The 18,818-nt window shown below is 69.8% G+C and carries 20 protein-coding genes; 13 read left to right on the top strand and 7 right to left on the bottom strand.

Annotated features, from left to right (window positions below):
- Positions 1-74 precede the first annotated feature (74 nt).
- The 4 genes from DMH01_RS20400 to DMH01_RS20385 all read left to right on the top strand — a co-directional run bounded on the left by DMH01_RS20400 (position 75) and on the right by DMH01_RS20385 (position 4,803).
- Positions 75-848, top strand: coding sequence for a cytochrome c biogenesis CcdA family protein (locus DMH01_RS20400; RefSeq protein WP_125678892.1), 774 nt, complete (start codon positions 75-77; stop codon positions 846-848).
- 74 nt (positions 849-922) lie between these two features.
- Positions 923-2,422: a cytochrome c biogenesis protein ResB gene (locus DMH01_RS20395; protein WP_233621661.1), complete on the top strand. Its 1,500-nt coding sequence runs from the start codon at positions 923-925 to the stop codon at positions 2,420-2,422.
- Positions 2,423-2,427: 5 nt separating this feature from the next.
- Positions 2,428-3,396 (top strand): c-type cytochrome biogenesis protein CcsB, encoded by a 969-nt coding sequence (gene ccsB / locus DMH01_RS20390; protein ID WP_125678890.1) that lies wholly within the window; start codon positions 2,428-2,430, stop codon positions 3,394-3,396.
- A gap of 78 nt (positions 3,397-3,474) precedes the next feature.
- Positions 3,475-4,803, top strand: coding sequence for a MinD/ParA family protein (locus tag DMH01_RS20385; protein WP_125678889.1), 1,329 nt, complete (start codon positions 3,475-3,477; stop codon positions 4,801-4,803).
- A 9-nt stretch (positions 4,804-4,812) separates the two neighbouring features.
- Here DMH01_RS20385 and DMH01_RS20380 read toward each other — a convergent pair whose 3' ends face one another.
- Both DMH01_RS20380 and DMH01_RS20375 read right to left on the bottom strand, forming a co-directional pair.
- A complete protein-coding gene (locus DMH01_RS20380; RefSeq protein ID WP_005151794.1) occupies positions 4,813-4,995 on the bottom strand; it encodes a hypothetical protein in 183 nt (60 codons plus the stop codon).
- 149 nt (positions 4,996-5,144) lie between these two features.
- Positions 5,145-5,357: a BldC family transcriptional regulator gene (locus DMH01_RS20375; RefSeq protein ID WP_005151795.1), complete on the bottom strand. Its 213-nt coding sequence runs from the start codon at positions 5,355-5,357 to the stop codon at positions 5,145-5,147.
- Between the two features lie 248 nt (positions 5,358-5,605).
- Here DMH01_RS20375 and DMH01_RS20370 point away from each other — a divergent pair, with 248 nt between their 5' ends.
- Genes DMH01_RS20370 through DMH01_RS20360 form a run of 3 tightly spaced genes read left to right on the top strand, consistent with a single transcriptional unit; the run spans position 5,606 to position 7,445 of the window.
- Positions 5,606-6,079, top strand: coding sequence for an Lrp/AsnC family transcriptional regulator (locus DMH01_RS20370; RefSeq protein ID WP_199745570.1), 474 nt, complete (start codon positions 5,606-5,608; stop codon positions 6,077-6,079).
- 11 nt (positions 6,080-6,090) lie between these two features.
- A complete protein-coding gene (locus DMH01_RS20365) occupies positions 6,091-6,369 on the top strand; it encodes a DUF4229 domain-containing protein (RefSeq protein ID WP_007030895.1) in 279 nt (92 codons plus the stop codon).
- Positions 6,366-7,445, top strand: coding sequence for a PLP-dependent cysteine synthase family protein (locus DMH01_RS20360; RefSeq protein ID WP_125678888.1), 1,080 nt, complete (start codon positions 6,366-6,368; stop codon positions 7,443-7,445). The genes DMH01_RS20365 and DMH01_RS20360 overlap by 4 nt, the downstream gene beginning before the upstream one ends.
- A gap of 74 nt (positions 7,446-7,519) precedes the next feature.
- Here the strand turns inward: DMH01_RS20360 and DMH01_RS20355 are convergent, their stop codons facing one another.
- The 4 genes from DMH01_RS20355 to DMH01_RS20345 form a co-directional block, all read right to left on the bottom strand.
- Positions 7,520-8,389 carry a 1,4-dihydroxy-2-naphthoate polyprenyltransferase gene (locus tag DMH01_RS20355; protein ID WP_125678887.1) on the bottom strand — a complete coding sequence of 290 codons (870 nt, stop codon included), beginning with the start codon at positions 8,387-8,389 and terminating at the stop codon, positions 7,520-7,522.
- 84 nt (positions 8,390-8,473) lie between these two features.
- Complete coding sequence (locus DMH01_RS43040; protein WP_167337758.1) at positions 8,474-8,632, bottom strand: hypothetical protein; 159 nt, start codon at positions 8,630-8,632, stop codon at positions 8,474-8,476.
- Positions 8,633-8,694: 62 nt separating this feature from the next.
- The gene (menE, locus tag DMH01_RS20350) at positions 8,695-9,819 is read right to left on the bottom strand and encodes an o-succinylbenzoate--CoA ligase (protein ID WP_199745569.1); all 1,125 of its coding nucleotides are present in this window, start codon (positions 9,817-9,819) and stop codon (positions 8,695-8,697) included.
- A gap of 51 nt (positions 9,820-9,870) precedes the next feature.
- Positions 9,871-10,794, bottom strand: coding sequence for a 1,4-dihydroxy-2-naphthoyl-CoA synthase (locus DMH01_RS20345; RefSeq protein ID WP_125678886.1), 924 nt, complete (start codon positions 10,792-10,794; stop codon positions 9,871-9,873).
- Between the two features lie 57 nt (positions 10,795-10,851).
- Between DMH01_RS20345 and menD the strand changes: the two genes are divergently transcribed.
- From menD to DMH01_RS20330, 3 genes are all read left to right on the top strand, one after another.
- The gene (menD, locus tag DMH01_RS20340; protein ID WP_199745568.1) at positions 10,852-12,528 is read left to right on the top strand and encodes a 2-succinyl-5-enolpyruvyl-6-hydroxy-3-cyclohexene-1-carboxylic-acid synthase; all 1,677 of its coding nucleotides are present in this window, start codon (positions 10,852-10,854) and stop codon (positions 12,526-12,528) included.
- A 108-nt stretch (positions 12,529-12,636) separates the two neighbouring features.
- Positions 12,637-14,151, top strand: a complete 1,515-nt coding sequence (locus tag DMH01_RS20335) for a M1 family metallopeptidase (RefSeq protein ID WP_125678884.1) — start codon at positions 12,637-12,639, stop codon at positions 14,149-14,151.
- Positions 14,152-14,173: 22 nt separating this feature from the next.
- Entirely contained in the window at positions 14,174-14,617 is a 444-nt protein-coding gene (locus DMH01_RS20330; protein WP_125678883.1) for a DUF3592 domain-containing protein, read from the top strand.
- A gap of 179 nt (positions 14,618-14,796) precedes the next feature.
- On the opposite strand, the gene DMH01_RS20325 is transcribed toward DMH01_RS20330, so the two are convergent.
- Positions 14,797-15,627, bottom strand: a complete 831-nt coding sequence (locus DMH01_RS20325; protein ID WP_125678882.1) for an inositol monophosphatase — start codon at positions 15,625-15,627, stop codon at positions 14,797-14,799.
- Between the two features lie 111 nt (positions 15,628-15,738).
- On the opposite strand from DMH01_RS20325, the gene DMH01_RS20320 reads away from it, so the two are divergent.
- From DMH01_RS20320 to DMH01_RS20310, 3 genes are all read left to right on the top strand, one after another.
- Complete coding sequence (locus DMH01_RS20320) at positions 15,739-16,857, top strand: glycosyltransferase family 1 protein (RefSeq protein WP_199745567.1); 1,119 nt, start codon at positions 15,739-15,741, stop codon at positions 16,855-16,857.
- A gap of 4 nt (positions 16,858-16,861) precedes the next feature.
- Positions 16,862-17,965, top strand: a complete 1,104-nt coding sequence (locus DMH01_RS20315; RefSeq protein WP_125678881.1) for a glycosyltransferase family 1 protein — start codon at positions 16,862-16,864, stop codon at positions 17,963-17,965.
- 69 nt (positions 17,966-18,034) lie between these two features.
- On the top strand, positions 18,035-18,805 hold the full coding sequence (locus tag DMH01_RS20310; protein ID WP_125678880.1) for an AfsR/SARP family transcriptional regulator: 771 nt from the start codon (positions 18,035-18,037) through the stop codon (positions 18,803-18,805).
- Positions 18,806-18,818 lie beyond the last annotated feature (13 nt).

Here is an 18,818-nt window from a genome sequence, read left to right as displayed (position 1 = left end):
ACCGGGTGCGACGTAGGTCCCGTTGGGCCAGCCCCGGCGCTTTCACCTCGACCACACTGCCTACGCTCCTTTGCGTGAACGGTGTTACCGAGCTGGCGCTCTCAGGGCCGCTGCTGCTCGCAGCGGGTGTGGCGCTGCTGGCCGGGACGATCTCCTTCGCGTCGCCGTGCGTCGTGCCGCTGGTGCCCGGGTACCTCGCGTACCTGGCGGCGCTGGTCGGCGCGGACGCCCCCGCGGTCAGCCCCGACGAGGGGCGCAAGAAGGGCCGCTACGCCGTCGTCGGCGCGGCGGCGCTGTTCGTGCTCGGGTTCACCGTCGTCTTCGTGGTGACGCTGGGGACGCTGGTGTGGATCGCCGACGTCGTGCAGCTCAACATGGATCTCCTCCAGCGCCTCGGCGGTGTGCTGACGATCGCGATGGCGCTGGTCTTCCTCGGCTGGATCCCGGGGCTGCAGCGCGAGTTCCGGTCGCACCACGTGCCGCGCGGCGGGCTGTGGGGCGCGCCGGTGCTCGGCGCGGTGTTCGGGCTCGGCTGGACGCCGTGCATCGGGCCGACGCTGTCCGCGGTCACCACCCTGGCCAGCGCCACCGGCGGCGCCGCCGTCCGCGGTTACGCGCTGATCCTGGTGTACTGCCTCGGTCTCGGCGTCCCGTTCCTCCTCATCGCGGTCGGCGCCCGCTGGGCCGTCCGCGCCACCGACTGGCTGCGCCGCCACGGCCGTCAGGTGCAGGTCTTCGGCGGTGTCCTGCTGATGATCGTCGGCATCCTGCTGGTGACCGGGCTGTGGGGCGACATGATCGGCTGGATCCGGAACACCCTCGTGAACGACCTCAGGCTGCCCTTGTGACCACTCGATACCGCCAGACGCCGCTCAAGCGCGTCGCCGCCTTCCTGCGCAACACCTGGCGCGGACTGACGTCGATGCGCACCGCGCTGGTGCTGCTGTTCCTGCTCGCGCTCGCCGCGATGCCCGGCGCGCTGCTGCCGCAGCGGAATCTCAACGTCGCCAAGACCGACGAGTACATCGCCGCGCACGGCTGGTGGGGCGAACTGCTCGACCGCCTGCAGTTCTTCGAGGTCTACGGCAGCGTCTGGTTCTCGGCGATCTACATCCTGCTGATGGTCTCGCTCATCGGCTGTCTCGCGCCGCGCAGCTTCGAGTACGCGAAGGCGATGCGCGCGAAGCCGGTGCTCACGCCGCGCAAGCTCTCGCGGATGCCGCATCACGTGTCCACCACGACCGACCGGACCCCCGAGACGGTCATGAAGGACACGCACACGCTGCTCAAGGGCTGGCGCCGTGCCGAGCGCGAAGAGGCCGACGGAAGCCGGAGCATCTCCGCCGAACGCGGGTACCTCCGTGAGACCGGCAACCTCGTCTTCCACTTCGGCATGCTCGGCCTGATCATCTTCTTCGCGCTGGGCAAGATGTTCGGCTACGAAGGCCAGGTCATCGTCCAGGCCGACAGCAGCCCGTGGTGCAACTCCGGGATCCTCGGCTACGACACCTTCAACGCCGGGCTGCGCGTCGACGGCACCGACCTCAACGCGTTCTGCATCCGTCTCAAGGACTTCGAGGCGCGCTACACCGAGAACGGGCAGGCGAACTACTACCACTCCAACATGGAGTACCAGTCCGGCGAAGACCTGAAGACCGGCGCGTGGAAGCCGTACGGGCTCGAGGTCAACTCGCCGCTGCGCACCGCCGGAGACCGCGTCTACCTGCTGAACTTCGGCTACTCCCCGAAGTTCACCGTGACCTTCCCCGACGGCACCGTGCGCACCAACATCACTCCGTGGCGTCCCGCCGACGAGCCGACGAAGCTCTCCGAAGGCGCGACGAAGATCGACCAGCCGGGGATCACCGACCCGATCGAACGCCGCACCCGCCAGCTCGCAATCACCGGCCTGCTCGCGCCGACCGCGTTCATGCACGGCAACGTGCTCACGTCTTCGCGGCCCGAGGCGAAAAAGCCCGCCGTGGCCGTCGACATCTACCGCGGCGACCTCGGCCTCGACGCGGGTCGCGGGCAGTCGATCTTCCAGATCGACCAGTCGCTCGTCGCGGACGGCAGGCTCAAGAAGCTCACGCGGCAGAACCTGGACCAGGGCCAGGAGACCGTGCTGGACGACGGCACGAAGGTCCGTTTCGATGGCGTCCAGGAATGGGTCGCCATCCAGGTCTCGCACGATCCGGTGCAGGGCTGGGTGCTGGTCTGCGCGGTCGCGATGTTGATCGGGCTGGCGGGATCGCTGCTGGTCAAACGGCGCCGGGTGTGGGTCCGGGTGACCCCGGCGCGCGAAGGTGAGACGGGTACCGTGATCGAGGTCGCCGGGCTGGCGCGCACCGATCAGGCGGGCTACGGCGAAGAGTTCCAGCGGATCAGCGACAAGCTGGTCCAGGGGCAGAGAGGCAACTAGAGGTCATGCCGATCAACGAGACGCTGTCCCAGTACAGCGACTACTCCTACACCACCGCGGCGGCGATCTACGTCCTCGCGCTGATGTTCGCCCTCGTCGAGCAGGGTTTCGGCGCGAAGGGCAGGCTCGCGGCGGAACGTAGCAAGCAGAAGGCCCGCGAACTGGTCGGCGCGGGCGGCCCGCCCGCTTACGGGACGCCCGTCGAGCCTCCGCGCGAGGTCGGCCGCCCCGAGCGCATCGGCCGCATGGGCGCCGCGCTGCTGGTGCTGGCCGCGCTGCTCCACCTGGCCGCGATCGTGCTGCGCGGGCTCGCCGTGCACCGCGCGCCGTGGGGCAATCTCTACGAATACGGCATGGCCACGACCTTCATCGCCGTCGTGACCTGGATCGTCATCATGCGGAAGTTCCCGGTCCGCCACCTCACCGGTTTCCTGCTGCTGCCGGTCGTGATCCTGATGTTCGTCAACGGCACCATGCTGTACACGACGGCCGCGCCGGTGCAGCCCGCGCTCCAGTCGTACTGGCTGATCATCCACGTTTCCGCGGCGATCATCGGCTCGGGTGTCTTCCTGGTGCCGGGTGTCGCGAGCGTCCTTTACCTTTTCCGCGCCGCCCACGACGACAACCCGGCGAAGTTCGCCAAGTTCGGTCCGAAGCTGCCCGCAGCGGACGTGCTCGACCGCATCGCCTACCGCACCACCATCTTCGCCTTCCCGATCTTCACCTTCGGCGTGCTCTGCGGTGCGGTGTGGGCCGAGGCGGCGTGGGGCCGGTTCTGGGGCTGGGACCCCAAGGAGACCGTCGCCTTCGTGGCGTGGGTCGTCTACGCGGCGTACCTCCACTCCCGGGCCACCGCGGGCTGGCGCGGGAAGCGGGCCGCGATCATCAACATCGTCGGATTCTCCGCGACGATCTTCAACATGTTCTTCGTGAACCTGGTGACGTCGGGCCTGCACTCCTACGCCGGGGGCTGACCGCCGCCTCTGCGCGCGCGCCGACTACCGTCAATACTGAGGTATGGGGGAAGACGTGCGCGGAGGAGGAATTCAGCGGTGACCGGACCCAGCGAAGAATCGGCTCCTGGCCACCCCGAACCCACCGAGAGCGGCCAGCCCTCGGAGTTGTTCTCCGAGGACCGGACGGACTCGGCGCCGCATCCGAACGCGGGGGGTTTCGAGGCCGAGCCGACCCAGGTCGTTCAGCCGCAGTACCCGCCGCAGCAGGCTCAGGCTCAATACCCGCAGCAACAGCAGCAGCCGCCGTTGCCGCAGCCGTCGCAAGGGCAGTACCAGCAGCCCTACGACCAGAACCTGCCCCCGCTGCAGCCCCAACAGCCGCAGCAGGCGCCGCCGCAGCAGGCCGCCCAGTACCCGCCTCAGCAGCCGTACGCGCAGCCGCAGCAGGCGGTGCCGGGGTTGCCGCAGCCGCAGGGCAGGCACGCGCTCCCGGACGAACTCGCCACCGCGAGCCTGGTGAAGCCGCAGAAGCGCAAGCCGCAGTCGGGCTGGCGCAAGGCCCTTTACGTGGGCACCGGCAAGCTCGTCAACCCTGGCGAGAGCCCCAAGGACACGCGCAAACGCGAACTGATCGCGCAGATCAACCAGCCGCTGCGCGGGTGCTACAAGATCGCGATGCTGAGCCTCAAGGGCGGCGTCGGCAAGACCACCACGACGACCACGCTGGGCTCGACGTTCGCGTCGCTGCGCGGTGACCGGGTCGTCGCCGTCGACGCGAACCCGGACCGCGGGACGCTGTCGCAGAAGATCCCGATCGAGACCACCGCGACCGTGCGGCACCTGCTGCGGGACGCGGACAAGATCACCAGGTACAGCGACGTCCGTTCGTACACCTCGCAGGGCGGGAGCCGGCTGGAGATCCTCGCCAGCGAGCAGGATCCGGCGGTGTCGGAAGCCTTCTCCGAGGACGACTACCGGCGCACGGTCAACCTGCTGGAGCACTTCTACAACATCGTGCTCACCGACTGCGGGACCGGTTTGATGCACTCGGCGATGAAGGGCGTCCTGGACGTCGCGGACGCGCTCGTGGTGGTGTCTTCAGGCTCCGTCGACGGGGCGCGCAGTGCGTCGGCCACGCTCGACTGGCTGGAGGCGCACGGCTACGGTGACCTGGTCAAACGGTCCGTCGCGGTGATCAACTCGGTGCGACCGAAGGGTGGCTCCGTCGATCTCGACAAGCTCTCCGCGCACTTCGGCGCGCGCGTCCGTTCGGTGTGCCGGATCCCGTTCGACCCGCATCTGGAAGAGGGCGCCGAGATCGAGCTGGACCGGCTCGACGCGGACACCCGGCTGGCGTTGCTGGAACTGGCGGCCACCGTCGCGGACGGCTTCGGCGGCCAGCAGTACCAGCCGATCCAGCCCTAGTCCCGCTCTTTACTCTTTGTCCTCGTCTTTACCTTTGCGCTGCTGCTCACCGAGCTTGCGCAGGAAGTCGGGGTCGTCGTCCGGGGCCAGCGTCGGTCGCGACGAGGGGACCCCGACGCGCTCGATCCCGAACGCGCGCCACAACACCACGGCGACGGTGAGCGCTCCGATGGCCGCGAGCAGATAGATCATGCTCGGTCCCTTTCCGCGTGGAGGACGTTGTCCGGTCCCACGAGGCTAGCCCTTTTGTCGCGCGCGGGGGGACTCATGGATACCCCAATGTGACGAAGGGCGGTTACGAGCCCTTCGTCACTGGAGTCCTTTTTGCGGGAAATGCCTGCTCAGACCTTGCGAGCGGGCTCGCTGGCGTCGGTGGTGAGCTCGGCGAGGAGCTCGTTCACCTCGGCCTCGCGGAACCGGCGGTGGCCGCCGGGAGTGCGGATCGAGCCGATCCGGCCCGCGGTCGCCCAGCGGGTCACGGTCTTGGGGTCGACCCGGAACAGAGCCGCCACTTCGCCGGGGGTGAGCAACCTGCCGCCCATGGTCGCGGTCATTTTCCGCCTCCTTCACGGTTCCAGTGCTAAACCGGAGGCGGGCCCTGTGCCCGTCGTGCCGGGTAGCCAACACGGCAATCGTTGCATCTCACCCGTCAGGTACTCGAACGGTTGTCCAACAGTAAAGAGCCCTTAAAGGTCAAAACCGACAACCACGACATGCGTCGTCCGGCGCCGCGGTCTTGTCACGGATGTACGAAAACGCGCCCTGATCACGCGAATCGGGCCGTGGCACCTAAGGTGTAGCGGTGGACCAGGTGGATCGGAAGATCATCGCGGCATTACGGGAGAACGGGCGGGCTACCTACGCCGACCTCGGCCGGTCTGTCGGGCTCTCGGCTTCGTCAGTGCACGAGCGGGTCGGCAAACTCGAGGCCGCCGGCGTGATCACCGGCTACCACGCCATGGTCGACCCGAACACGGTCGGGCTCGGGGTGACCGCGCTAGTCGGCATCCACCCCACCGACACCGCGACCGAGGACGACGTCGCGGAGGCGCTCGGGGCCCTGGACGAGGTCGAAAGCTGCTACGCCGTCGCGGGCGACGAAGCCTTCGTCGTCAAGGTGCGGGTGGCCACCGTCGACGATCTGGAGCGGACCCTCGGCAGGCTGCGGCGGATTCCCGGCGTCGGCCGCACGAACACCACCGTCGTGCTCTCCACCCGCTTCGAGGGGCGCCCCAACAACGCGGGCCTGGACGACGGCCGCAACGGCAACGCGTAGCCTGCGTTGATGTGAGCGATAATCACCTGCCCCGTGACCTGACGCTGTACGTGCTGGCCAGGTTCCTCCTGGTCGGGGTCATCGCAGGCGGCTTGCTGCTGGTCAACGTCCCGCTGCTGGTCGCGTTGCTGATCGGCCTGGTCGTGGGGCTGCCGCTGGGCCTGCTGCTGTTCCGCCCGCTGAACGCGCGCGTGACCGCCGGGCTCGCCCGCCGCAACGAAAAGCGCGCTCGCGCCCGTGCCGAACTGCGTTCGCAGCTGCGCGGCGACCGGGTGGACGGCGCAGCGTGAGCCTCTTGCAGAGCCGCAGCTGGGTCCGCGAAGCCGTCCGCATCATCGAGGCCGACGCGAACCGCAGCGCCGACACGCACCTCCACGTCTTCCCGCTGCCCCCCGAATGGGGCGTGGACCTGTACCTGAAGGACGAATCCGTCCACCCGACCGGCTCGCTCAAGCACCGGCTCGCGCGTTCGCTGTTCCTGTACGGCCTGGTGAACGGCCAGATCGGGCCGGACACCGTGCTCGTCGAGGCGTCCAGCGGCTCGACGGCGGTTTCGGAGGCGTACTTCGCGCGGATGCTCGGGCTGCGGTTCATCACCGTGGTGCCGCGCAGCACCTCGCCGGAGAAGATCGCGCTCATCGAGTTCTACGGCGGCGAATGCCACTACGTCGACCGCGCGCCGGACATGTACCCGGAGGCCGAACGGCTCGCTTCGGAGTGCAACGGCCACTACCTCGACCAGTTCACCTACGCGGAGCGCGCGACGGACTGGCGCGGGAACAACAACATCGCCGAATCGGTGTACGCGCAGATGCAGTCCGAACGGCACCCCGTGCCGACGTGGATCGTCGTCGGCGCCGGGACCGGCGGCACGAGCGCGACCTTCGGCCGCTACGTGCGCTACAAGCGGCACACCACGAAGATCGCCGTCGTCGACCCGGAGAACTCGTCGTTCTTCGGCGCCTGGCAGACCGGGGCTCTCGACTACAGCACCGGCATGCCTTCGCGGATCGAGGGGATCGGGCGGCCGCGCGTCGAGCCGTCATTCGTGCCCGGCGTGATCGACGAGATGTTCCAGGTTCCCGACGCCGCTTCGCTGGCGGCCATCCGCGTGCTGCGCGAGCGGACCGGGCACTGGGCCGGCGGCTCGACCGGGACGAACCTCTTCGGCGCTTTCACGCTGATCTCGCGGATGGTCTCCGAAGGCCAGGCGGGCAGTATCGTCACGCTGCTGTGCGACGGCGGGGAGCGGTACGCCAACACGTACTACGACGACGAGTGGCTGGCGCAGAAGAACATCGACATCGCGCCTTACCTGGAGAAGTACCGGGAGTTCCTGGTGAGCGGGAAGCTCGCGGAGAGCTGAAGGGGACTTTCCCCGCATTAGACGCCACGAAGGGGCCCTTCGCCGCATCGCATGCGGTGAAGGGCCCTTTCAGCTCACAGCGCCAGCGCCACCGCGGTCAGCACCGCCCACCCCAGCATCGCGAACCCGGTGTCCCGCAGCGCCGGGATCAGCGCCCGCCCCTGCGCCCCGCCGCCGACGGCCTTGACCGACTTCAGCAGCAGCGGCGCGGTCAGCAGGCCCAGCAGCGCCCACGGCGTCACGAAGGCGAGCAGCACGCTCGCGATGTACGGCACCGCGACCAGCACCAGGTAGAGCCGCCGCGTGCCCTGGTCGCCGAGCCGGGTGGCGAGCGTGCGCTTGCCGGACTCGACGTCGGTCGGGATGTCGCGGAGGTTGTTGGCGGTCAGCACGCCCGTCGAGAACGAGCCGACGGCGACCGCGCAGCCGAGCGCGGTCCAGCTGAGCTGTCCGGCTTGGACGTACACGGTGCCGAGCACCCCGGCCAGCCCGAAGAAGACGAAGACCGCGATCTCGCCGAAACCGTAGTAGCCGTAAGGCTTTTTGCCGCCGGTGTAGAACCAGGCGCCGAGGATGCAGACCGCGCCCATCGCCAGCAGCCACCACAGGCCGCTGATCGCGAGGAGCACGAGCCCGAGGACTCCGGCGAGCCCGAGCGAGACGAGAGCGGCCGCCAGGACGGCCTTCGGCTTCGCGACTCCGGAGCCGACCAGCCGCAGCGGGCCAACGCGGTTCTCGTCGGTGCCGCGGATGCCGTCGGAGTAGTCGTTGGCGTAGTTGACGCCGACGATGAGCGCCAACGAGACGAGCAGCGCGAGAATCGAGCGGGACCAGGAGAAGCCGTCGAGCGCGATCGCCGCGCCGACTCCGGCGACCACCGGCGCCACCGCGTTGGGCAGCGTCCGCGGGCGTGCCCCTTCGATCCATTCACCAGCAGTCGCCATGCCGCCATTCTGGCCCTGGCCACTACCGGCCGGTATGCGGGGCTCGTCACCTGCCCGGCCATCCCGGGCAGGTGACGAGTCGCGCTACTTGAGGTCGTCGATCGCGTCTTCCAGGGTCCAGGTGAGCGTGCCGCTGTTCGGAACGGCGGTCTCCGGTTCGTCCGCCAGCGCGGGACCGGCCAAAGCGACCAGTCCCATCGTGACGGCGGTGCAGGCCAATACGGTGCGTGTCCAGCGCGTCATACGTAGACGTAAACCCGCGGGTAATGACCGTGTCAACAACGTCCCAGTAATCGGTGGGGAATTCACGACCTTCGTAGGAGATTCCTGACGGCCGTCCTGTCGACCTTCCCTGGGCCTCGCAACGGCAGCTCTTCGGCGAATTCGACCCGCTTCGGAGCGGCGGCCGCGCCGGCCTCTTCACGGCACGCGGCACGCAGCGAATCGACGTCGCAACCTGCGCCGACGACGAGCGCGACGACCGCTTCGCCCCACTCGGGGTCGGGTACTCCGACCACGCACGCGTCCCGGATTCCGGGCTGTGCGGTCAAGATCCGTTCGACGGTCGCGGCGGCCACCTTCACCCCACCGGTGTTGATCATGTCGTCGATCCGGCCGAGGATCTCCAGCCGCCCGTCGGCCGACCACCGGCCGCGGTCGGAAGTGCGGAACCGGCCGTCCTCGAAGGCCTCCGCGGTCAGGTCGGGTCGCAGCCGGTAGCCGTGCGCGAGGACGTCACCCGTGATACAGACCCGCTCGTCCTCGAGTTCGACGTGTACTCCGTCCAGCGGTACGCCGTCGTAGACGCAGCCGCTCGCGGTCTCGCTCATGCCGTACGCGGGGACGATCTTCACGCCCGCTTCGGCGGCGCGCTCGCGGAGATCCGCTGTCGTCGCCGCGGCGCCGAGAACGATCGCGTCGAACGAGCGGGCCGCCGCCAGTCCGGGGCCGCCCGCGTCGAGCAGCCGCCCGAGCTGGGTCGGCACGAGCGCGGTGTAGCGCGGGCCGTCCAGCGACAGCAGCGGCGCGGCGGCTTCGGCGAAGTCGTCCGGCCGGAAACCGGAGGCGTGCAGCACGGACGGTGTCGTCCCGGCCAGCAGCGAACGCACCAGCACCTGGAGTCCGCCGATGTAGTGCGCCGGGGTCGCGAGCAACCAGTGACCCTGCCCTCCGAGCCGCGTGTGGGTCGCGTGAGCCGAGGCTGTCAGCGCCGACGCAGACAGCAGCACCCCCTTCGGCTCGCCGGTGGAGCCGGAGGTGGCGATGATCACCGCGGTCCCGGGCTCGGCCGGGCGCGCCGGCTCCATCGCGTCCCGCAGGACCTCCGACGAGTAGGGGAGGACGGCCGGACCGCCGTCGAGCGCCTCGGCCAGTGCCGCGGTCAGCTCGACGATCGACCCTGGACTCCCGTCCACCCCTACCGCACGCATCGCTCCACCCTACGTCTGCCCGCGGATCGCGTTTAGCCCGCTAAACGCAGGTCAGTAGTAGTACGGGAAGGCCGACCAGTCGGGGGAACGCTTCTCCAGGAAGGAGTCGCGGCCTTCGACGGCCTCGTCCTGCATGTACGCCAGTCGGGTGGTTTCGCCGGCGAAGAGCTGCTGGCCGACCAGACCGTCGTCGGTGAGGTTGAACGCGTACTTCAGCATCCGCTGCGCCGTCGGCGACTTGCCGTTGATCGCCCACGCCCAGTCCAGCGCCTCGGCCTCGAGCTGCGCGTGCGGGACGGCGGAGTTGACCGCGCCCATCGCCTGCATCTGCTCGGCGGTGTACTCGCGGCCGAGGAAGAAGATCTCCCGCGCGAATTTCTGCCCGACCTGCTTGGCCAGGTACGCCGAGCCGTAGCCGCCGTCGAAGGAGCCGACGTCGGCGTCGGTCTGCTTGAACCGCGCGTGCTCGGCCGAGGCGAGCGTGAGGTCGCACACCACGTGCAGCGAATGACCGCCGCCCGCGGCCCACCCCGGGACGACCGCGATGACCACCTTCGGCATGAACCTGATCAGCCGCTGGACCTCGAGGATGTGCAGCCGTCCGGCCCTGGCCGGATCGATCGTGTCGGAGGTCTCCCCATCCGCGTACTGATACCCGGAGCGTCCGCGAATACGCTGGTCACCACCAGAACAAAACGCCCAGCCGCCGTCCTTCGGCGACGGGCCGTTACCGGTGAGCAGGACGCAGCCGACGTCCGAGCTCATCCGCGCGTGGTCGAGCGCGCGGTACAGCTCGTCGACGGTGTGCGGGCGGAAGGCGTTGCGGACCTCGGGACGGTCGAACGCGACACGTACGACACGTTTGCCTGAGCGGCTCTCAGAGGAGCGGTGATAGGTGATGTCGGTGAAGTCGAAACCGTCGACTTCCGTCCACGAGGCGGGGTCGAACAGCTCGGAAACCTGGGCGTCATCCACGTTTGGGAGAATAGGACGTGTGGCCGTGAGTCGTAGTGTCAAACCCGAGGTCTGCCGGTGAATCCTTCCACCGCGCAGGCCAGGGTCATCGTCGACGAACTCGTCCGCAACACCGTCTCGCACGTCGTCCTCTGCCCGGGCTCACGCAACGCCCCCCTGTCGATCGCGCTGTACGACGCGGCGGCCGCCGGACGGCTCCAGCTGCACGTCCGCATCGACGAACGCGGCGCCGCCTTCCTCGCCCTCGGCATCGCCGCGCGCACCGGCCGCCCCGTGGCGGTGCTGTGCACGTCGGGCACCGCGGCCGCGAACTTCCACCCCGCCGTGCTGGAGGCCGACCGCGCCGGGGTCCCGCTGATCGTGCTGACCGCCGACCGGCCGCCCGAGATGCGGGCCGCCGGCGCGAGCCAGGTCATCGACCAGCACCAGCTCTACGGCAACGCCATCCGCTACTTCGACGAGCTCGCCGTCGCCGAACGCCGCGCCGGGCAGAACTCGTACTGGCGTGGCCAGATCTGCCGCGCCTGGAACGCCGCGTACGGCGAATGGCGCTGCGGGCCGGTGCACTTGAACATCCCCTTCCGTGAGCCGCTCGTGCCGGATATCGATGATGACGGCGAGTGGTACGAGTCACTCGAAGGGCGTCCGGACGGCGCTCGCTGGACGGAGCTGCCGGACTTCGGCGCGCTTCCCTCTTTCGTGGTGCCCTCGGCACGCCATGGCCTGGTCATCGCGTGCGACACCGGCGTGCAGGCGGCCAGCGAATGGGCCGAGCTGCACGGCTGGCCGGTCGTCTCCGAGACCGGCGGTATCGGGATGGCGGGCGCGACGGCGATCTCGTCCGGCGCGTGGCTGCTCGGCGTCGAGGAGTTCATCTCGCGGCACAAGCCCGAACAGGTCCTGTGCATCGGGCGTCCGACGGTGTTCCGGCAGGTCCAGCGGGTGCTGTCCGATCCGGACGTCGAGGTGCTGCTGGTCCGGCCCGATTCGGACTGGCCCGCGCCCGCGCACAACGTCCGCCAGGTCGGCCAGTGGTTCGACGAGCCGACCAAACCGGCCGATCCGGAGTGGCTCGCCGGCTGGCAGCGCGCGGACAAGGCGGCGTCGGCGGCGGTGACCGAAGCGCTGGCCGACGAGCCGTGGCCGAGCGGGCTGCGCCTGGCGACCGAGCTGGTCGACGCGGTCCCGGAGGGGTCGCTGCTGGTCGTCGGCTCGTCCAACCCGACCCGTGACGTCGCCCTCGCCGGGCGGCTGCGGCCCGACGTCCTCGTGCACCGCAACCGCGGCGTCGCCGGCATCGACGGCATGGTGTCGACCGCGATCGGCGCCGCGACCGTCCACAGGGGACATTCGTACGCCCTGCTCGGCGACCTGACGTTCCTGCACGACGCGAGCGGCCTGCTGACCGGACCCGCCGAACAGCGCCCTGACCTGACGATCGTGGTGCTCAACGACGACGGCGGCGGCATCTTCTCCCTGCTGGAGCAGGGCGCGCCCGAGCACAACGCCAGCTTCGAACGCGTTTTCGGCACGCCGCACGGCGCCGATCTCGGTGCCCTGTGCGCCGGTTACCGCGTGCCGCACGTCGTCGCCGAGACGCTCACCGAATTCCGTGCGGCGCTCAAGCCCGCGCCGGGGTTGCGGGTGGTGGAGGTCCGCGTGGACCGAACGCGCCACCGCGAGCTGCACGCGCGCCTCCGTACGGCGGTTTCGTCGGCCGTGCGTGCTGTCTAGCCGATTTTGCTCTCAGTCCAGAGGCTAGGAACCCCTCCTTCGGACGTGTCTCCGCGCTGATCGGCTGGCTACGTTCGAGCGCGCTGACAAATCCTGGGAGGATTCGCAATGCGCTTGAAGACTCGCGCCGGCTTCGCCGGATTGACCGCGGGCGTCGTCTCGGTGCTGCTCGTGGGCACCGCGGCCGCCGCACCCGCGCCCGGCTCGATCGGTATCGGCGACCCGTACTACCCGCACGCCGGGAACGGCGGCTACGACGTCGCCCACTACGACCTCCGGCTGACCTATCAGCCGTCCACCGACCTGCTGTCCGGCGCCACGACGATCCTGCTCACCGCGACGCAGGACCTCTCGGCGTTCAACCTCGACTTCGGGCTGAAGGTGTCGAGCGTCCGGGTCAACAACCGGCCCGCGAAGTTCGCGACGTCGACCGACGGCACCGGTGAGCTGACCGTCACCCCGGCCTCGCCGCTGAAGAAGGGCCAGACGGCGACCGTCGTCGTCGCCTACGCGGACACGCCGTCGAAGGTGAAGATCGACGGTTTCACCGCCTGGAAGAAGACCCCGGACGGCGCGCTGGCCGTCGACGAGCCGCAGAGCGCGGCCTGGTGGTTCCCGTCCAACGACCACCCGACCGACCTGGCCACCTACGACGTCTCGGTCGAGGTCCCGAACGACGTCGCCGCGCTGTCGAACGGCACGCTCGTGCGCAAGACGGTGCAGCGTCCCGGCTGGACGCGCTGGAACTGGCGCAGCACCAAACCGCAGGCGACGTACCTCACGTCACTGGAAGTCGGCAAGTTCGAGGTGAACGAGCAGACCACGCCGGACGGCAAGCCGTTCATCACTGCGTACGGTGCCGACCTCGGCGAATCGCTCGGCGCGGCCAAGGCCAGCATCGAGCGGACGCCGGAGATCACCGAATTCCTCGCCTCGAAGTTCGGGCCGTACCCGTTCGAGGCGCAGGGCGGCGTCGTCACCACCGGCATCACCTTCGCGCTGGAGAACCAGACGCGGCCGGTCTACGGCGCCAGGGCCTTCCGGTCCGGCTCCAACACCTCGATCGTGGCGCACGAGCAGGCGCACCAGTGGTTCGGCGACAGCGTCACGCTCGGCAAGTGGAGCGAGATCTGGCTGAACGAGGGTTTCGCCTCCTACGGCGAGTTCCTCTGGTCGGAGGAGACCGGCGAGGGCACGGCCGACGAACTCGCCCAGTACATCTACGACTCCACGCCTGCCGAGGACCCGTTCTGGCAGGTCCTTCCCGCCGACCCGGGCGCGGACGACCAGTTCCACGCGGCCGTCTACGACCGCGGCGCGCTCGCGGTGCACGCGTTGCGCAAGGCCGTGGGCGACGACACGTTCTTCCGGATCTTGCAGACCTGGCAGCAGGTGAAGAAGAGCAAGTCCGCGGTGATCCCGGAGTTCATCGCGCTCGCGGAGAAGATCTCGGGCAAGCCGCTGTACGACCTGTTCCAGACGTGGCTGTACACCAAGGGCAAGCCCGCAGTGGGCCCGAACGGCGCGCAGGCACTCCGGGCCGCTGTGGCCCCGGTCGCACCGAAGTCCTACCCGCAGATCAAGGCGACGCACGAATTCCTCGCCGAGCGACACGCCCACTGACGGGTAGCGATACGCTCGCGGCGTGACGGCCAAAACGGAGCGGGTGAGGCGCATCGGGTGGTATGCCGCCCTCGTTGTCGCCTCACTCGTCACCGTGCTCGGTGTCTCGCTGCTGTTCGCCGCCATCCGCAACGACAGCGCGATCGAAGCCCAGCTCGGGCAGGCGACGGCGCAGGTCGAGTCGGTGGCCTTCGACCGCACGATCATCAACTACGCGACCCCCGACGGCATCATGCACAGCCCGGCCAACGGCGTGCTCTACCCGGCCGGGCTGGCCGCCGGGCAGCTCGTGAACATCGAGTACGACGTCGGCGACCCGGAACTCGCGCGGGTGGCCGGCCGCTCAGCGGCGAACACGCTGCTGCCGCTGGGCAGCATGATCTTCTTCACCTGGCTGATCGCCGGGCCGCTGCTGTGGTGGATCCGGCGGCAGAACGTCCGGTCACGGGCCGAGTCGTCCGTCTGATCACGCGAGTTACGCCTCCAATCACGCGAGTCGCGCCCCTGATCACGTGAGTTACGCGCCCAATCACGCGAGTCGCGAGTTCGGGCACGTGGGCTCGCCGTGCGGGACCGGCGAACTCGCGTGATTGGAGGCGCAACACGCGTGATTGGGCGCGCAACACGCGTGATTGGGCGCGTAACTCAGGCGACGGACTCCTGCCACCAGCCCAGGACCTCGTCGGCCACTCCCGGCGCCGCCACCAGCAGGGCGTCGACCGGCAGGGCGGTGTCCTCCCCGTGCCGGTCCAGCACCACGGCACCCGCCTCGATGGCCAGCGCGACCGATCCGGCGACGTCCCATTCGCGGTAGTTGTGCAGCACCGCCGCGGCCGCGTGGCCCAGGGCGACCTGCGCGATCGCCAGCGCCGCCGAGCCGAGCACGCGGACCCCGGCGTGCGCGGCGGCGGCCCGTTCGATGAACTGGCCCATTCCCGGCCAGACACCCTTGCGCGTGAGTTCCGTGCAGACGATCGCCCCGGCGGTCCCGCAGCGGTCGGTGAGCGTGATCGGTTTGCCGTTCGCCCGCGCGCCGCGGCCGCGCGCGGCGGCGTAGATCTGGGCGCGGTACGGGTCCGCGACCACGCCCACCACCGGCCCCGAAGCGTCGATCAGGGCGAGGCTGTACGCGCACCAGGGGACACCGGCGACGTAGTTCGCGGTGCCGTCGACCGGGTCGACCACCCAGCGGTATTCGGCGACGTCGGCACCGTGGTCGGCACCGAATTCACCGCCGACCACGGGGATACCGGGGAATTCCGCGGTCAGCACCCGGCGGGTGTGGCGTTCGAGGATGCGGTCGGTGTCGGTGACCCAGTCGAAGGGCGAGTCCTTCGGATCGGGTTGGGCGCCCCGGCCCGCGGTCGCGGTGATCACGTCGGTCGCGTCGTTGGCCAGCCGACCGGCCACTTCGAGGGCCCTCGACACCAGCCCCGGCTCGACGGGCTGAGGCGGCCTTGAGGACAGGAGGGTCATGCCTGACTAGTGTGGCCGAGCCTGGTTTACGGAACACGACCTTGAGATGACATGTCGTCTGTTCCGTTTTTGTTGGGGTGGGCGTCACAACCGGATGCGACAGTGATCCGCGTGCGAGTCGCGATAGTCACCGAAAGTTTCCTGCCCCAGGTGAACGGCGTGACCAACTCCGTGCTCCGCGTCGTGGAACACCTCCGCGACCGCGCGCACGACGTGCTGATCATCGCCCCGGGGCCGGGTCCCGTGGAGTACCTCGGCGCCCCGGTCGTGCGCATTCCCGCCCTCGACTTCCCCGGCGTGAACTCCCTCCCGGTCGGCGTGCCGACCAGGACGGTGCTCACCGCGCTGGCCGATTTCGGCCCGGACGTGGTGCATCTGGCGTCGCCGTTCGTGGTCGGCGCCCGCGGGCTCGCCGCGGCCAGACGGCTGCGGGTGCCGTGTGTCGCGGTGTACCAGACCGACATCGCCGGGTTCGCCGCCGCGTACGGCTTCGGCATCGCCGCCCGCGCGGCCTGGCGCTGGGTGCGCCGCCTGCACTCGCGGGCCGACCGCACGCTCGCGCCGTCGACGGACTCGGTCGAACAGCTGAAACTGCACGGGATCCCGCGGGTGCACCGCTGGGCGCGCGGCGTCGACATCGAGCGGTTCTCGCCGGTCCACGCCGACCCCGCGTTGCGCGCCGAGCTGGCGCCGAACGGCGAACTGCTGGTCGGTTTCGTCGGCAGGCTCGCACCGGAGAAGGAGGTCGAGCGGCTGACCGCGCTCGCCGGGGTCGACGGGATCCGGGTGGTCGTCGTCGGCGACGGACCGGAATTGCCGATGCTGCGCGAACGGATCCCGGGTGCGGCGTTCCTCGGCGCCCGGTACGGCGAAGAGCTCTCCGCCGCGTACGCGAGCCTCGACGTATTCGTCCACACAGGACCGCACGAGACGTTCTGCCAGGCCATTCAGGAGGCGATGGCGTCCGGGCTGCCGGTGCTGGCGCCGAACGCGGGCGGCCCGAAGGACCTGGTCCTGCCCGGCCGCACTGGGTACCTCCTGCCTGCCGACCGGGCCGGCTTCGCGACGGCGCTGGTGGACAAGGTCAACGACCTGCGCGACGAAGCGCTGCGCGCCAGGCTGGGAGAGAAGGCGCGCAAGGTCGTGTTGGGCCGGACCTGGCCCGCGGTCTGCCACGAGTTGGTCGGCCACTACGAAGCCGTCCAGGGCAAAGTCGCGCGCGCGGCCTGACCCCATGCACATCGTCCAGCTGGCCAACTTCTACGGGCCACGCTCGGGCGGGCTGCGGACGGCGTTGCATCATCTCGGCGCCGGTTACGTGGCGAGCGGTCATCAGGTGACCCTCGTGGTGCCAGGGCGGCGCTACGCGGACGAGACGCTGCCCTCGGGAGTCCGCCGGTTTTCCCTTCCGGCACCGCAGATCCCGGGCACCGGCGGCTACCGCGCGGTCGATCCGCACCGGGTGCGCGCGGTGCTGGAACGCCTGGAACCGGACAGGCTGGAAGTGTCCGACAGGCTCACCCTGCGCGGCATGGGAGTCTGGGCGCGGCGCAACGGGGTGCCCAGCATGGTGATCTCGCACGAGCGGCTGGACAGGCTGCTGGAGCAGTTCCTGATGCCGGAACCCGTCGCGCGGCGCGTCGCGGACGTCGCGAACCGGCGGATGGCGCGGCGCTACGACACGGTCGTCTGCACGACGGCGTTCGCCCGCGCGGAATTCGACCGGATCGCCGCGCCGAACGTGCGCCGCGTCCCACTCGGCGTCGACCTCGCGACGTTCACCCCCGCCCGGCGCGACGACGGCTGGCGGCACACACTGTCCGGCGACGCCGACGCCCTCCTTGTCCACTGTGGACGTCTGTCGCCGGAGAAGCACGTCGAGCGCAGCGTGGACACCGTCGCCGAGCTGACCGAGGCGGGGCACCGCGTGCGGCTGGTGATCGCCGGCGACGGCCCTCGGCGGCGTGCGCTGGAGCGGCGGGCGCGCGGGCTCCCGGTGACCTTCCTCGGCTTCCTGTCCGGACGCGACGAGGTCGCGCGGCTGCTGGCCAGCGCCGACGTTTCCCTCGCGCCCGGTCCACACGAGACGTTCGGGCTGGCCGCATTGGAGGCGCTCGCTTCGGGAACCCCGGTGGTGGTCTCGGCGTCGTCGGCGCTGCGGGAGATCGTGCGTCCCGGCTGCGGCGAGGCCGTCGACGATCGTGCTCCGGCCTTCGCAGGCGCTGTCACGGGTCTGCTGGAGCGTCCCGAGGACGCGAGGCGCGCGGCGGCGCGAGCCCGGGCGGAGGAATTCGCCTGGCCGCGATCGGTGCAGGGAATGCTCTCCGCACTCACTTGAATACTTTGTATCCATTTTGTACAACCGGCATTCATCGTCCCCTCACGCCATCGAGCGAGAGGACGGCACGTGAGGTTCGAAGTACTGGGAACGTTCAGCATCTCTTCCGGTTCGCGGTCGGTCCCGCTGCAGGGCCGGATGAGAAGGACGCTCCTCGGCGTGCTGCTGGTCCGCGCGAACACCTTCGTGCCGGTGAACGTGCTCACCGAGGCCCTGTGGGAGAGCAAGTGGGAGCCGCGGGCGGTACCGAAGCTGCACTGGCACGTCCACAAGCTGCGGCAGGCCCTGCCCGAAGGCGACCGGCTCGGCTTCGACAACGGCGGCTACCGGCTGGAGGTCCACCCCGGAGAACTCGACGTCGAGACCTTCGAGACGCTGGCGAGCCAGGCGTTGAAGGCCGCCGACCCCGCGCAGCGCGCCTCGCTGATCCGGCAGGCCCTCACGCACTGGCACGGCGCGCCCTACGAAGGCCTCGACGTCCCCCTGCTTTCGGACGAGACGATGCGCCTGTCCGAGCACCGGCTGGTCCTGCTCGAAGAGCTCTACCAGGCCGAACTGGACCTCGGGCGGCACGCGAGCGCGGCCGTCGAGCTGGCGGATCTGGTGCGGCGGAACCCGTTGCGGCAGCGTGCCCAGTACCTCCTGATGGACGCTCTTTGGCGAGCCGGGCGCACCTCCGACGCGCTGGCGGCGTACCGGCGTGCGCGCCGGGTCTCGGTCGATCAGCTCGGCCTCGAACCGGGGCCGGAACTGCGGTTGCTGGAGCGGAGGATCCTCGCCGGCGAGGTCGCGGGGGCCGGTGCGCACCGTGCCCCGGCGTTGCTTCACCGGGCCAGGTGAACCTACGGCGCGT

Source organism: Amycolatopsis sp. WAC 04182 (assembly GCF_003947465.1).
Lineage (GTDB): Bacteria > Actinomycetota > Actinomycetes > Mycobacteriales > Pseudonocardiaceae > Amycolatopsis.
Note: the sequence above shows the minus strand (reverse complement) of the source record. Positions and strands in the feature narration are given on the sequence as shown.

Bases quoted from the DNA above. Each gene is read 5' to 3' on its own strand.
- ccsB (WP_125678890.1), top strand. From the start codon at position 2,428: ATGCCGATCAACGAGACGCTGTCCCAGTACAGCGACTACTCCTACACC.
- DMH01_RS43040 (WP_167337758.1), bottom strand. From the start codon at position 8,632: ATGACGCGCTGGACACGCACCGTATTGGCCTGCACCGCCGTCACGATG.
- DMH01_RS20380 (WP_005151794.1), bottom strand. From the start codon at position 4,995: ATGATCTATCTGCTCGCGGCCATCGGAGCGCTCACCGTCGCCGTGGTG.
- DMH01_RS20335 (WP_125678884.1), top strand. From the start codon at position 12,637: ATGCGCTTGAAGACTCGCGCCGGCTTCGCCGGATTGACCGCGGGCGTC.
- menE (WP_199745569.1), bottom strand. From the start codon at position 9,819: ATGCGTGCGGTAGGGGTGGACGGGAGTCCAGGGTCGATCGTCGAGCTG.
- DMH01_RS20315 (WP_125678881.1), top strand. From the start codon at position 16,862: ATGCACATCGTCCAGCTGGCCAACTTCTACGGGCCACGCTCGGGCGGG.
- DMH01_RS20325 (WP_125678882.1), bottom strand. From the start codon at position 15,627: ATGACCCTCCTGTCCTCAAGGCCGCCTCAGCCCGTCGAGCCGGGGCTG.
- DMH01_RS20375 (WP_005151795.1), bottom strand. From the start codon at position 5,357: ATGACCGCGACCATGGGCGGCAGGTTGCTCACCCCCGGCGAAGTGGCG.
- DMH01_RS20395 (WP_233621661.1), top strand. From the start codon at position 923: ATGCGCACCGCGCTGGTGCTGCTGTTCCTGCTCGCGCTCGCCGCGATG.
- DMH01_RS20355 (WP_125678887.1), bottom strand. From the start codon at position 8,389: ATGGCGACTGCTGGTGAATGGATCGAAGGGGCACGCCCGCGGACGCTG.